General features: G+C 63.3%; 14 protein-coding genes. All 14 read left to right on the top strand.

The window, feature by feature from the left end:
• Positions 1–2: 2 nt before the first annotated feature.
• Positions 3–419: a Fe-S cluster assembly scaffold IscU gene (gene iscU / locus FHS09_RS17305; protein WP_183462227.1), complete on the top strand. Its 417-nt coding sequence runs from the start codon at positions 3–5 to the stop codon at positions 417–419.
• A gap of 37 nt (positions 420–456) precedes the next feature.
• The gene (gene iscA / locus FHS09_RS17300) at positions 457–780 is read left to right on the top strand and encodes an iron-sulfur cluster assembly protein IscA (RefSeq protein ID WP_183462225.1); all 324 of its coding nucleotides are present in this window, start codon (positions 457–459) and stop codon (positions 778–780) included.
• Between the two features lie 132 nt (positions 781–912).
• Positions 913–1,437 carry a Fe-S protein assembly co-chaperone HscB gene (gene hscB / locus FHS09_RS17295; protein WP_183462223.1) on the top strand — a complete coding sequence of 175 codons (525 nt, stop codon included), beginning with the start codon at positions 913–915 and terminating at the stop codon, positions 1,435–1,437.
• Between the two features lie 2 nt (positions 1,438–1,439).
• Positions 1,440–3,299, top strand: a complete 1,860-nt coding sequence (hscA, locus tag FHS09_RS17290; protein ID WP_183462221.1) for a Fe-S protein assembly chaperone HscA — start codon at positions 1,440–1,442, stop codon at positions 3,297–3,299.
• A gap of 80 nt (positions 3,300–3,379) precedes the next feature.
• Positions 3,380–3,718, top strand: coding sequence for an ISC system 2Fe-2S type ferredoxin (gene fdx, locus FHS09_RS17285; RefSeq protein ID WP_183462219.1), 339 nt, complete (start codon positions 3,380–3,382; stop codon positions 3,716–3,718).
• A 45-nt stretch (positions 3,719–3,763) separates the two neighbouring features.
• Entirely contained in the window at positions 3,764–3,958 is a 195-nt protein-coding gene (iscX, locus tag FHS09_RS17280) for a Fe-S cluster assembly protein IscX (protein WP_183462217.1), read from the top strand.
• Positions 3,959–4,250: 292 nt separating this feature from the next.
• Positions 4,251–4,679: a nucleoside-diphosphate kinase gene (gene ndk, locus FHS09_RS17275; protein WP_183462215.1), complete on the top strand. Its 429-nt coding sequence runs from the start codon at positions 4,251–4,253 to the stop codon at positions 4,677–4,679.
• Positions 4,680–4,733: 54 nt separating this feature from the next.
• Complete coding sequence (rlmN, locus tag FHS09_RS17270; protein ID WP_183462213.1) at positions 4,734–5,927, top strand: dual-specificity RNA methyltransferase RlmN; 1,194 nt, start codon at positions 4,734–4,736, stop codon at positions 5,925–5,927.
• A 29-nt stretch (positions 5,928–5,956) separates the two neighbouring features.
• Positions 5,957–6,733 carry a type IV pilus biogenesis/stability protein PilW gene (pilW, locus tag FHS09_RS17265; RefSeq protein WP_343057511.1) on the top strand — a complete coding sequence of 259 codons (777 nt, stop codon included), beginning with the start codon at positions 5,957–5,959 and terminating at the stop codon, positions 6,731–6,733.
• Positions 6,723–7,697: a RodZ domain-containing protein gene (locus tag FHS09_RS17260; RefSeq protein WP_183462212.1), complete on the top strand. Its 975-nt coding sequence runs from the start codon at positions 6,723–6,725 to the stop codon at positions 7,695–7,697. The genes pilW and FHS09_RS17260 overlap by 11 nt, the downstream gene beginning before the upstream one ends.
• A gap of 116 nt (positions 7,698–7,813) precedes the next feature.
• Entirely contained in the window at positions 7,814–8,926 is a 1,113-nt protein-coding gene (gene ispG / locus FHS09_RS17255) for a flavodoxin-dependent (E)-4-hydroxy-3-methylbut-2-enyl-diphosphate synthase (protein WP_183462211.1), read from the top strand.
• A gap of 169 nt (positions 8,927–9,095) precedes the next feature.
• Positions 9,096–10,358, top strand: coding sequence for a histidine--tRNA ligase (gene hisS / locus FHS09_RS17250; protein ID WP_183462210.1), 1,263 nt, complete (start codon positions 9,096–9,098; stop codon positions 10,356–10,358).
• Positions 10,359–10,474: 116 nt separating this feature from the next.
• Positions 10,475–11,230, top strand: coding sequence for a YfgM family protein (locus FHS09_RS17245; protein ID WP_183462209.1), 756 nt, complete (start codon positions 10,475–10,477; stop codon positions 11,228–11,230).
• Positions 11,227–12,390, top strand: coding sequence for an outer membrane protein assembly factor BamB (gene bamB, locus FHS09_RS17240; protein WP_183462208.1), 1,164 nt, complete (start codon positions 11,227–11,229; stop codon positions 12,388–12,390). Before FHS09_RS17245 ends, bamB begins: the two co-directional genes overlap by 4 nt.
• Positions 12,391–12,448: the final 58 nt, after the last annotated feature.

The following is a 12,448-nucleotide window of genomic DNA, read 5'->3' as shown; positions in this document are numbered from 1 at the left end:
TCATGGCCTATAGCGACAAAGTCATCGATCACTACGAGCGCCCTCGCAACGTCGGCCGTATGGACGAGAAAGCGGACAACGTGGGTACCGGAATGGTGGGTGCCCCCGCCTGTGGCGATGTGATGCGCCTGCAAATCCAGGTGAATGAAAACGGCGTGATCGAAGACGCGAAATTCAAAACCTACGGCTGCGGTTCCGCCATTGCCTCCAGCTCCCTGCTCACCGAGTGGGTCAAGGGCAAGACTATCGACGAGGCGGAGCAGATCAGGAACACCGCCATCGCCGAGGAACTGGCCCTGCCGCCGGTAAAGATTCACTGCTCGGTGCTGGCGGAGGACGCCATCAAGGCGGCGGTACGCAATATCCGTGAGAAGCGCGGCCAACTGACAGCAGAAGGTAAGGAAGAAGCGACCGGCTAACCAGTAAGGCCCAAGCGAAGCAGTAAGGGTATTGTTTATGGCTATCACCATGACCGAGGCGGCGCAGGCCCATGTCCGGCGCCAGCTCGCCAACCGCGGCAAGGGGATCGGCATCCGCGTCGGTGTGAGAACCGCCGGTTGTTCCGGTCTCGCCTATGTGCTCGAATTTGTCGATCAGGCAGAGCCGGAAGACGAAGTGTTCGAACAGGGTGGCGTAAAGCTGGTGGTGGACCCGAAAAGCCTCGCCTACCTGGACGGCACCGAGCTGGACTTTATCAAGGAGGGGTTGAATGAGGGCTTTGCCTTCTCCAACCCCAATGTGAAAAATGAGTGCGGCTGCGGCGAAAGTTTTCACGTTTGATTTCCCCCTCGCCGAAAAGAGGCCGGGTGCGCCGCGCACGCCGGCCTTTTTAATATACCCGGGACCGCGGAGCTCCAGCTCCGCATGCGGGCCGCAGGCCGGCCGTAGGAGCCTGCTTGCAGGCGAATGGATATGGCACTGAACCAAACTTATTTCGAAATATTCGGCCTGAAACCCGCGTTCGCAATCGATCGCGCGGCCCTGGCCGAGCGCTACCGCGAGCTGCAGCGGGGATTCCACCCGGACAAGTACGTATCCAAGTCGGAACGCGAACAGTTGCTGGCGATGCAGTATGCGGCGCGGATCAATGAGGCGCACACGACGCTGCGCGACCCGGTGCTGCGCGCCGGCTATTTGCTGAAGTTGGCCGGGGTGGAAGTGAGCCCCGAGCAGACCACCGCCGACGCCGACTTCCTGATGAAACAGATGGTGCTGCGCGAGCGCCTGGAGGAAGCGCGCGAGGCGCAGGACCCGGCGGCGGTGCTCGACGAACTGGCTGACGAGGTGCGCCACCTCTTCTCCGGCGAGCAGAAACATTTTGCCGGCGTGTTCGCCGCGGGCGACCTGGAAGCTGGCAAAAGCTCCCTGCTCAAGTTGCAGTTTCTGAGCAAATTGCAGCGGCAGGTGGAAGAATTGGAAGAAGACCTGTTGGATTGAAAATGGCACTACTGCAGATTTCCGAACCCGGCCAGACCCCGGAACCCCACCAGCGCAAGCGCGCGGTGGGCATAGACCTGGGTACCACCAACTCGCTGGTGGCGACTGTGCGCAGCGGCACTGCGGAGGCCATAGCGACGCAGGACGGCAGCGTAATACTGCCGTCGGTGGTGCACTACGCCGCGGACGGAATTACCGTGGGTGCCGCGGCGCGCACCCGCGCCGGCGAGGATCCCTACAATACGCTGATTTCGATTAAGCGCCTGATGGGGCGCGGTATCGCCGATGTAAAGAGTTTCGGTGAACAACTGCCCTACAAGTTTGTGGACAGTGACGGGGGCATGCCTGCGATAGAAACGGCGGCGGGCCCGGTCAATCCGGTGCAGGTGTCCGCAGAAATCCTCAAGACGCTTTACCAGCGCGGCTCCGCCGCGCTGGGCGGCGAACTGGACGGCGCGGTGATCACCGTGCCCGCCTATTTCGACGATGCCCAGCGCCAAGCCACCAAGGATGCTGCGCGGCTGGCGGGGCTGAAGGTACTGCGCCTGCTCAATGAGCCCACCGCGGCGGCAGTTGCCTACGGCCTGGACAAGGGTGAGGAAGGTCTGATCGCGGTCTACGACCTGGGCGGCGGCACTTTCGATATTTCCATCCTGCGCCTGTCCCGCGGTGTCTTCGAGGTTATGGCCACCGGGGGCGACACCGCCCTGGGCGGCGACGACTTCGACCGCACCATCGCCACCTGGGTGGCGGAACAGGCGGGGTTGGGGACGGACCTGGACGCAGCGGCCCAGCGCGCGCTGCTGGACAGCGCCTGTGCCGCGAAAGAGGCGCTGGCGCAACAGCAGCAGGTGGAACTCGCCTACGGCGACTGGCGCGGCACCCTGGACCGCGCCGGCATGGCGGAACTGTTGAACCCACTGATCGACAAGACCCTGCGCGCCTGCCGGCGCGCGCTGCGCGACGCCGGCGTGAGCGCCGGGGAAGTGGGCGAAGTGGTATTGGTGGGCGGCTCCACCCGAACCCTGCAGGTGCGCGAGCGGGTGGAAGAGTTTTTCGGCCGCGCCCCCCACGCGGATATCGACCCGGACCAGGTAGTGGCCATAGGCGCCGCACTGCAGGCGGACGTACTGGTGGGCAACAAATCCCGGGACGACCTGCTGCTGCTCGATGTGATCCCGCTATCCCTGGGTATAGAAACCATGGGCGGGCTCACGGAGAAACTGATACCGCGCAATACCACCATTCCCGTGTCCAAGGCCCAGGAATTCACTACCTTCAGGGACGGCCAGACCGCCATGGCGATCCACGTGGTGCAGGGTGAACGCGAGCTAGTGAAGGACTGTCGCTCCCTGGCGCGCTTCGAATTGCGCGGCATACCGCCCATGGTGGCGGGCGCGGCGCATATCCGCGTGACTTTTCAGGTGGACGCCGACGGCCTGCTGTCGGTGGCCGCGATGGAAAAGAGCAGCGGCGTCAGCGCGGATGTCACCGTCAAACCCTCCTACGGACTGGAGGACGGCGATATCGCGCGTATGTTGCAGGATTCCTACGCCCACGCGGAGGAGGACATCGCCGCCCGCGCCCTGCGCGAGGCCCAGGTGGAGGCGGAGCGCAGCCTGGAGAGCCTGCTTGCTGCGCTGCAGGAGAACGGCGCGGAACTGCTCAGTGGGCGCGAACTGGACGAACTGGAACGGGCTGCCGAGGCGCTGCGCTTCGCCCACAACGGCGGCGACGCCGAGGAGATCCGCCGGCGCATCGAAGCGCTCAACCAGCTGTCCGAGCCCTTCGCTGCGCGGCGCATGGATGCCTCCATCAGGCGCGCCATGCAGGGCCACACGCTGGATGAATTTGATAAATAAGGGATCTCCCGCGATCCCCGCCGTAGGGGCGAACACAAGGTTCGCCCCTACGGCTTGAGACCATAGCGAGTTAGCAACCTATGCCAAAAATCGTATTTTTGCCCCACGCCGAAATCTGCCCCGAGGGCAAGGTGGTGGAAGTGGAGAGCGGTGTCAGCGTCTGCGACGCGGCGCTGGAGAACGGTATCGAAATCGAGCACGCCTGCGAGAAATCCTGTGCCTGCACCACTTGCCACGTGATCGTGCGCGAAGGATTCGATTCCCTGGGCGAGCCGGACGAACTGGAAGAGGATCTGCTGGACAAGGCCTGGGGCCTGGAGCCGGAATCCCGCCTCTCCTGCCAGGCCATCGTGGACGACGAGGACCTGGTGGTTGAAATTCCCAAGTACACTATCAATCAGGTTTCAGAAAAACACTGACGGGTTGGTCACAGCCCAGGGTGGAAAGAAAGGAAAAGAACAGTCATGCAGTGGACCGATATTCACGATATCGCCATCGAACTGGCGGAGGCGCATCCGAATGTGGACCCGATTGCGGTCAACTTCGTCGATTTGCGCAACTGGATCATGGAGCTGCCCGATTTCGAGGACGACCCGTCGCGTTGCGGGGAAAAGATCCTCGAGGCCATCCAGGCCGCCTGGATCGAGGAACTGGAATAATCCTCTCATTTCTGTAGGAGCGGCCGTTGGCCGCGATCGGACTGTCTACGAAGCGAGACTGCTGATACGCACCGTCCATGGTGCTCACCTTTTGGGCGCCTTCGGCGTCTAAATCGACAAGCCTGCCGATTTGTCGCGGCCATGGGCCGCTTCTACAACGGGAAACAGCAGAGTACAAAAGCTGATCAATTACCCGTATAATCCGCCCGCCGCAAAGGGCGGCACAGGAACAGCACGAAGAGCAACTGCGGTTGCTCTTTCTATATGTAACAACACTAGACTGGAGAAAAACATGGCCCTGGAGCGCACTCTTTCCATCATCAAGCCGGATGCGGTTGCCAAGAATGTGATCGGCGAAATAGAAAGCCGTTTCGAGAAAGCTGGCCTGCGTATCGTCGCCATGAAAATGCTGCAGCTGTCCCGCGAGAAAGCCGAGGGCTTCTACGCCGAGCACAAAGAGCGCCCCTTCTTCAAAGACCTGGTGGACTTTATGACCTCTGGTCCGGTAGTGGTGCAGGTTCTGGAAGGCGAAAATGCCGTCATTGCCAACCGCGACCTGATGGGCGCCACCAACCCGAAGGAAGCGGCCCCGGGTACCATCCGCGCCGACTTCGCCCAGAGCATCGACGCCAACGCCGTGCACGGCTCCGATTCTGCAGAATCTGCCGCCCGCGAAGTGAGCTACTTTTTCGCAGACGACGAGATCTGCCCCCGCAGCTAAATTTTCCTCCCCTCTCCCATTAGTGGGAGAGGGGCCCGGGAAGAAGGTAATCCCATGAGTAGCACTGAAACCGCCAAGACCAATCTGCTGGGCCTGTCCCTGGACAAGCTCGCGGCTTTCTTCGAGTCCCTGGGCGAGAAGCGCTTTCGCGCGGTGCAGGTGCTGAAGTGGATTCACCAGAACGGCGTGGACGATTTCGCGCAGATGACCAACGTCAGCAAGGCGCTGCGTGAAAAGTTGGCCGGGATCGCCGAGATCAGCGCTCCGGAGGTGCTGGGCCAGTGGGATTCCGCCGACGGCACCCGCAAGTGGCTGATCCGGGTATCCGGGGGCAGCGCCATCGAGACGGTCTATATCCCCGACGGCGACCGCGGCACCCTCTGTGTCTCCTCCCAGGTGGGTTGTTCCCTGGACTGCAGCTTCTGCGCCACCGGCAAGCAGGGTTTCAACCGCGACCTGACCGCCGCCGAGATCATCGGCCAGGTGTGGATCGCCTGTAAATCCTTCGGCCAGCTGCAGCCCCCAAAGAGTAAGCAAGAGCGCCCGCGCAAGGTGACCAATGTGGTGATGATGGGCATGGGCGAGCCCCTGCTCAACTTCGACAATGTGGTCGACGCCATGAACCTGATGATGGAGGACAATGCTTACGGCATCTCCAAGCGCCGGGTGACCCTCTCCACCTCCGGCGTAGTGCCGGCGCTGGACCGGCTGGCGGACGTGACCGACGTGAGCCTGGCCATCTCCCTGCACGCGCCTAACGACGAGCTGCGCAACCAATTGGTGCCCATCAACAAAAAGTACCCGATAGCGATGCTGCTGGACTCCGCCAAGCGCTACATCGAGCGCATGCCGGATACCCACCGAAAAATGACCATCGAGTACACCATGATGCGTGAGGTCAATGACCGTCCCGAGCACGCCGAGCAACTGGCGGAACTGCTGCGCGATGTGCCGGTGAAGATAAATCTGATACCCTTTAACCCGTTCGAGTTGTCGGACTACCAGCGGGTCAGTAACAACGCTTTGCGACGCTTTCAACAGATTCTGTTGGACAAAGGCTTTACCGTAACTGTGCGCACCACCCGCGGCGACGATATCGCCGCGGCCTGCGGCCAACTGGCCGGCAGTGTCAACGATCGCACCCGCCGCTCCGAGCGCTACCGCGACGCCGGGCGGGTGACTTCCAGGGAGGGGGAACTACTGGCGGAGGAAAGGAGTCCGGAACAGCCGGTGCGAATCGTCGGCTGAGCGCCACTATAAAAAACACAGGTGATGTCGTGTTGGCGAAACTCTTTTCCCCGTTCCTGGCGGGATTGCTACTCAGTGTGCTACTGGGCGGCTGCGTAACCACTGGAATGCCGCAGCGCCAGGAGATCGACCTGGACAAGGCGCTGCAGACCCACGTGCAACTGGGCCTGCGCTATCTGCAGAACGGTGGCCGCGAAGCTGCCCGCCGCCACTTCCTCGAAGCACTCAAACTGGGCAAGAGAAACCCCCAGGCCCACCACGGCCTGGCCCTGCTGTACCAGATGGACGGCGAACTGGACGTGGCCGAGTCCCACTTCAAGAAAGCCCTGCGCTACGACAGCGATTTCTCCATGGCTCGCACTAATTACGGCGCCTTCCTCTACCAGCAGGAGCGCTACGCAGACGCCTTGGAGCAGTTTGAGCGGGCTTCCGAGGACCTCACCTACGGCCGTCGCTCCTACGCGCTGGCCAACTATGGCCGCACCGCCCTCAAGCTGGGCAAGGTGGAGGCGGCAGAGAAGGCCTATACCCGCGCCCTGGCGCTGAACGCGAACCTGCCCCAGGCGCTGCTGGAGCTGGCTGAGCTGAAGTTCGATGCCGGCGAGTACTCGCAGGCCAAGCGCTACCTGGACAGGTTTGCGGAAGGAAGCCGTCAGGTCCCCCAATCCCTTTGGCTGGGCATCCGCATCGAGAAGATCTTTGGCAACCGGGACAAGGAAAGGAGCTACGCCCTGGCGCTGAAAAACCTCTATCCCTATTCGGCGGAAGCGCTGAAATACAAAGAGATGATGGCCCATGACGGATAACAGCTCCGACACTTCGAACCTCGCGGCGCAGGAGCGCGAAGATGTGTCCCAGGATCTGGACAACTCCCCCGGCAGCCAGCTCCGGCGTGCGCGCGAGCGGGCAGGCCTGAGCCTGGAAGAGCTGTCCCGTCGTCTGTGTATGACACTGGGCAAACTGGAGCTGCTCGAGCGGGATGAATACGACCGCCTGCCGGGGGCTCTCTATGTGCGGGGCTACATCCGCAACGCCTGCAAGGAGCTGGGTATCGACGCCGAACCGGTACTGCAGGCCTTTTCCGGCTACAGTGCCGCGGAAGAGGAGAGCCGCGCCCTGCTGGACCATGTGCGCCGCGCCCCGGTAATGGAAAGCAAGCCCCGCCGCAGCCTGCGCGGTTTAGCGCTGCTGCCTTTGTTAGTGGTGGCCGGGGTCTTCTGGTGGCTGCACGGCCGGGACCTGGCTCCGCCGACATTCTCCACCGACAACCACCCCTTTGACACCGGAGTGGCGCCGGAGATTGAAGAGCCCGCCGTGGACGCGGCGCCCACATCCATAGCGGGGGAGAAGGCGCCGGAGCCCGATCCCCAGGCGGAAGAGCCTGCGGTGAATACCCCACCGGTTGAAGAGCCTGAATCCGAAGTTGCCGCCAGTGAGTCCGAGCCGGCTCCAGAGCCGCTCCCGGCGTCCGGAACCGAAGCGGAGCCGGAGATGCTCCCCGCTCTGGCTGCCGCTCCCGGTACTGGCGACGCGTCGCAGCTGGAACTGTATTTCGACGAGGAGTCCTGGATCGAGGTAAGGGATGCCAGCGGCGCGGTGCTGCTGGCCAAACTGAAATCGGCGGGCAGCCAGGTGACCCTGGAGGGTCAGCCGCCGTTCGAACTGATGCTGGGCAACGCCAGCGGCACCCGGGTGCGCTACCGGGGTGAGCCGGTCGCCAGCGGCCCCACCGGCAACCGTCGCACCCGCAAGCTTATAGTCGGCGAGTAATCGGTAATCCGGAGTCGCAGCGGGGCTTGCTCCGCTCGCCGGGCCCTGTAGGTTTGTGCCCAATCTCTCTATAATTCCCCCTCGTTTTTCAGCATCTGAAACTGCCGGGTCAGTCTATGCAATTTGAATCCCCCATCGTTCGCCGCGTATCGCGCCAGATTATGGTGGGCGATGTGCCCGTAGGGGGCGGAGCGCCCATCTCGGTGCAGAGCATGACCAACACCGATACCTGCGATGTGGCCGCCACCGTGGACCAGGTCCGGCGCCTGCAGGCGGCCGGCGCCGACATCGTGCGGGTGTCCGTGCCCAGCATGGACGCCGCCGAGGCTTTCGGCGAGATCAGGAAACAGGTGGATGTGCCGCTGGTAGCGGATATCCACTTCGACTACCGCATCGCCCTGCGTGTCGCTGACCTGGGGGTGGACTGCCTGCGCATCAACCCCGGCAATATCGGCCGCGAGAAGCGCATTCGCGCCGTGGTGGACAAGGCCCGCGACCTGAACATCCCCATCCGCATCGGCGTCAATGCCGGTTCCCTGGAAAAGGACCTGCAGAAAAAATACGGCGAGCCCACCCCGGACGCGCTGGTGGAATCCGCTTTGCGCCATGTGGAGATCCTCGACAGCCTGGATTTCCACAACTTCAAGGTGAGCGTCAAGGCGTCCGACATCTTCATGGCCACCGCCGCCTACCGCAAGCTGGCGCAATTGATCGAACAACCGCTGCACCTGGGCATCACCGAGGCCGGCGGCCTGCGTTCCGGCACGGTCAAGTCCGCCATCGGCCTGGGCGCTCTGCTGCTGGACGGCATCGGCGATACCCTGCGGGTCTCCCTGGCCGCGGACCCGGTGGAAGAAGTGAAAGTGGGCTGGGACCTGCTCAAAAGCCTGCGCCTGCGCACCAAGGGCATCAACTTTATCGCCTGCCCCAGTTGCTCGCGGCAGAACTTCGACGTAGTGAAAACCATGAACGAACTGGAGACGCGCCTGGAAGACATCACCACGCCACTGGACGTGGCGGTGATCGGCTGCATCGTCAACGGCCCCGGCGAGGCGAAGGAAGCGGATATCGGCCTCGCCGGCGGAACCCCCAGCCACGCCATCTACGTGGACGGCCAGCCAAACCGCAAGTTTACCAATGAAAATCTGGTCGACGACCTGGAGCGCCTGATCCGGGAAAAGGCCGCGGCGAAGGCGGAGCGGGAAGCGGACATTATCGCCAAGGCGTAATCCCCTGGGAGCGCGGAGCTCCAGCTCCGCATCGCGCCGGCAGGCGCGCCCGGCGTACTCCTGCGATCGCCCAAAGCGGGCCTGCGGTCCGCGTGCGGAGCTGGAGCTCCGCGTTCCCGGGGGAGTCCGACAAAGCGAACAAATTCGAGTTAAAAATTAAGGAACACCGTTGAAACAACTTCGCGCAATACGCGGCATGAACGACCTGCTGCCGGGGCAATCGCCCGCCTGGCAGTACGTGGAGTCAGCCCTCAGCGAACTCTTCGCCCGCTACGGCTACAGCGAAATCCGCACCCCGCTGCTGGAGGCCACCCAGCTGTTCAGCCGCGCGGTGGGGGAGTCCACGGATATCGTGGAGAAGGAGATGTACACCTTCGACGACAAGAGCGGCGACAGCGTCACCCTGCGTCCCGAAGGTACCGCTGGCACTGTGCGCGCGGCCATCCAGAACAACCTGCTCACCTCTCCCCAGCGGCTCTGGTACACCGGACCCATGTTTCGCTACGAGCGCCCGCAGAAGGGCCGCCTGCGCCAGTTCCACCAGTTCGGCGTGGAGGTGTTCGGCATCGATGGGCCGGATATCGATGCGGAGATCCTGGTGATGACCGCCCGCCTGTGGCGCCAGCTGGGTGTTTCCGACCAGGTGAAACTGCAGCTCAACTCCCTGGGCAGCTCCGCCAGCCGCGCCGCCTATCGGGAGGCGCTGGTGGAATATCTCACCGCCCACCGGGAGCGGCTGGATGAGGACAGCCAGCGGCGCCTGGAGCGCAATCCCCTGCGCATTCTCGACAGCAAAAATGCCCAGACCCAGGAACTGCTGGCGGATGCCCCCTGTCTACTGGACTTTCTCGACAGCGAATCCGCGGCTCACTTCGCCAGCCTGCGCGAAATGCTCGATGCCGCCGGCGTCGCCTACGAGATCAATACACGGCTGGTGCGCGGCCTCGACTACTATGGCAAAACGGTTTTTGAGTGGGTGACCGACAGCCTCGGTGCCCAGGGCACCGTTTGTGCCGGCGGCCGCTACGACAGCCTGGTGGAGCAGATGGGCGGCAAGCCCACCCCGGCAGTGGGCTTTGGCCTGGGGGTGGAGCGGCTGGTGCTGCTGCTGGAGACCCTGGATGTGCTGCCGGACACACTGGAACAACAGGTGGATGCCTACCTGGTGGCGGTAGGTGAGGTACAATCGTCCGCTTTGGCCGCCGCGGAGCGGCTGCGCGACGAACTGCCCTGGCTGCGCCTGCAGACTCACTGCGGCGGCGGCAGCTTCAAAAGCCAGATGAAAAAGGCCGACAGAAGCAACGCTGACTTCGCGCTGATTATCGGCGAGGACGAGGCGGCCGCCGGCCAGGTGACGGTGAAATACCTGCGCTCCGATGAACCGCAGCAGACCGTGGCACTCGCCGAGCTGCCCGCTTTGCTACAGAGCTAAAAAGAAATATGTAGGAGCGGCCCCTGGGAACGCCGAGCTCCAGCTCGGCTTGCGGGCCACAGGCCCGCTACTCCTACAGGAAGATCATGGAATTTACAGGAAAGGCGAAATAGAGAATGGCTGACCATCTAACCGAAGAAGAACAAATAGAATCCCTCAAACGCTGGTGGGCGGAAAACGGCAGGGGCATAGTCACTGGCGTGGTCCTGGCACTGGTGGGTTATTTTGGCTACCAGTGGTGGCAGACCAGCGAGCGCAGCAAGGCCGAAGAGGCCTCCAACCTCTACCAGAGCTTTGTGGAAGCGGTATCTGCCAACGAGGGCCAGCCGGACAACAAGCAGCTGACCACCGCCAAGAGCCTGGCACAGCAGCTGAAAGAGAACTTTGCCAAACGCATCTACGCCAGCCAGGCTTCCCTGCGGCTCGCGGCGCTGTCGGCGGAGGGCAATGATCTGGAGACTGCGGCCAGCGAACTGCAGTGGGTCCTGGACAACAGCGATGAGGAATCCCTCAAGCTGCTCGCCAAACGCCGTCTGGCGACGGTACTGGCCGCCCGCGGCAAGCCGGGAGAAGGGTTGGAACTGGTGAGTGCCGATGTGCCGCCGGCGTTTTCCGCCCTCTACTCGGAGACCCGCGGCGATATCCTCTTGCAACAAGGCGATAAAGCCGCAGCCCGCACTGCCTACCAGCAGGCGCTGACACAACTGCTGCCAGAGCAGCAGGGCAACCGCCGCCTGCTGGAAATGAAGGTCGAGAGCCTGGCTGTCGCCGAGCCCGCTGCCACAGAAGTGGAAGACAGCGCGCCGGCCACCGAGGCGACGGAGACGAGTGAGGAAAACCCGCAGCCGGATGAGGAGAGCGACGCGCAATGAAATTCCCTACCCGCGCACTGAACCGCTTCGTGGCGGTGGCCCTGGCGGCGGCCCTGGCCGCCTGTGCCTCCAACGATGACAAGGAAGACACCGATCCGGTGGCGCTGGTGGATATCAGCCCCAACGTGGAGCTGCGCGAGGTCTGGTCCAAAGGCATCGGCAAAATAGACCGCAAGCGCTACGCCATGCTGCAGCCGGCGCTGGCCAACGGTGTGCTGTACGCTGCCAACAGCGAAGGAGAGGTGTTTGCCTTCGATCGCAGCACCGGCAGGCGCCAGTGGGAGACTGACCTGGACGTCTCCCTCAGTGGCGGTGTGGGCGCGGGTCAGGGCATCGTCGTGGTCAGCGATTATCGCGGCCGCGTGATTGCGCTCGGCCTGAGTGACGGCAGGGAAGTCTGGAGCTACCAAGTGTCCGGCGAAGTGGTTTCCGCCCCGGCGGTGGGCGCGGGCATGGTGGTGGTGCAGACGGTGGACGGCAAATTGATCGGCCTCGACGCCGCCAGCGGCGAAGAGCGCTGGAGTCACTTCACCTCCCTGCCGGTGCTGACCCTGCGGGGCACCGCCGCGCCGGTGATTTCCGGCAGCACCGTATTCGCCGGCCTGGATAACGGCAAGTTGATTGCGCTGGGTGTCACCGACGGTATACCGCGTTGGGAGCAGCGGGTGGCCATTCCCCAGGGTTCCGCTGAACTGGAGCGGGTGGTGGATATCGACGGCGCGCCGGTGGTGCGCGGAGACCTGGTGTTCGCCGCCAGTTACCAGGGCCGGGTGGTGGCCCTGTCCAGACAAGACGGCCGCGGCCTCTGGGCGCGCGACGCCTCCACCAACCACAGCGTGGCGGTGGGCGGCGGCAACGTCTACCTGAGCGGTGCCGATGGCAGCGTCCACGCCTACAATGTGGGCAACGGACAGATCGTCTGGAGCAACAGCGAACTGCTGCGCCGGGAACTGAGCGGGCCCGCCTACTTCGGCGACGTGCTGGTAGTGGGTGACCTGGAAGGCTACCTCCACGTACTGGACCCTGCCAGTGGCCAGCTTATCGGCCGCGAGCGCATAGACCGCGACCCGGTGCGCATCCCCATGCTGGTGGACGGCGACCTGCTGTTCGCCCTGTCCGACGGCGGCGAGCTGGTGGCCCTGCGCCTGGAGCGCGGATAACCCCGAAACTTAAAAGAATAGCTCCTCTCTCCCGCTTGCGGGACAAATTTGCAGGGAG

It is taken from the genome of Microbulbifer rhizosphaerae (genome assembly GCF_014191725.1).
In the GTDB taxonomy this organism is placed as follows: Bacteria; Pseudomonadota; Gammaproteobacteria; order Pseudomonadales; family Cellvibrionaceae; genus Microbulbifer; species Microbulbifer rhizosphaerae.
This window is presented reverse-complemented; position numbering and strand designations above follow the sequence as displayed.

Bases quoted from the DNA above. Each gene is read 5' to 3' on its own strand.
- iscU (WP_183462227.1), top strand. From the start codon at position 3: ATGGCCTATAGCGACAAAGTCATCGATCACTACGAGCGCCCTCGCAAC.
- iscA (WP_183462225.1), top strand. From the start codon at position 457: ATGGCTATCACCATGACCGAGGCGGCGCAGGCCCATGTCCGGCGCCAG.
- hscB (WP_183462223.1), top strand. From the start codon at position 913: ATGGCACTGAACCAAACTTATTTCGAAATATTCGGCCTGAAACCCGCG.
- hscA (WP_183462221.1), top strand. From the start codon at position 1,440: ATGGCACTACTGCAGATTTCCGAACCCGGCCAGACCCCGGAACCCCAC.
- fdx (WP_183462219.1), top strand. From the start codon at position 3,380: ATGCCAAAAATCGTATTTTTGCCCCACGCCGAAATCTGCCCCGAGGGC.
- iscX (WP_183462217.1), top strand. From the start codon at position 3,764: ATGCAGTGGACCGATATTCACGATATCGCCATCGAACTGGCGGAGGCG.
- ndk (WP_183462215.1), top strand. From the start codon at position 4,251: ATGGCCCTGGAGCGCACTCTTTCCATCATCAAGCCGGATGCGGTTGCC.
- rlmN (WP_183462213.1), top strand. From the start codon at position 4,734: ATGAGTAGCACTGAAACCGCCAAGACCAATCTGCTGGGCCTGTCCCTG.
- FHS09_RS17260 (WP_183462212.1), top strand. From the start codon at position 6,723: ATGACGGATAACAGCTCCGACACTTCGAACCTCGCGGCGCAGGAGCGC.
- ispG (WP_183462211.1), top strand. From the start codon at position 7,814: ATGCAATTTGAATCCCCCATCGTTCGCCGCGTATCGCGCCAGATTATG.
- FHS09_RS17245 (WP_183462209.1), top strand. From the start codon at position 10,475: ATGGCTGACCATCTAACCGAAGAAGAACAAATAGAATCCCTCAAACGC.
- bamB (WP_183462208.1), top strand. From the start codon at position 11,227: ATGAAATTCCCTACCCGCGCACTGAACCGCTTCGTGGCGGTGGCCCTG.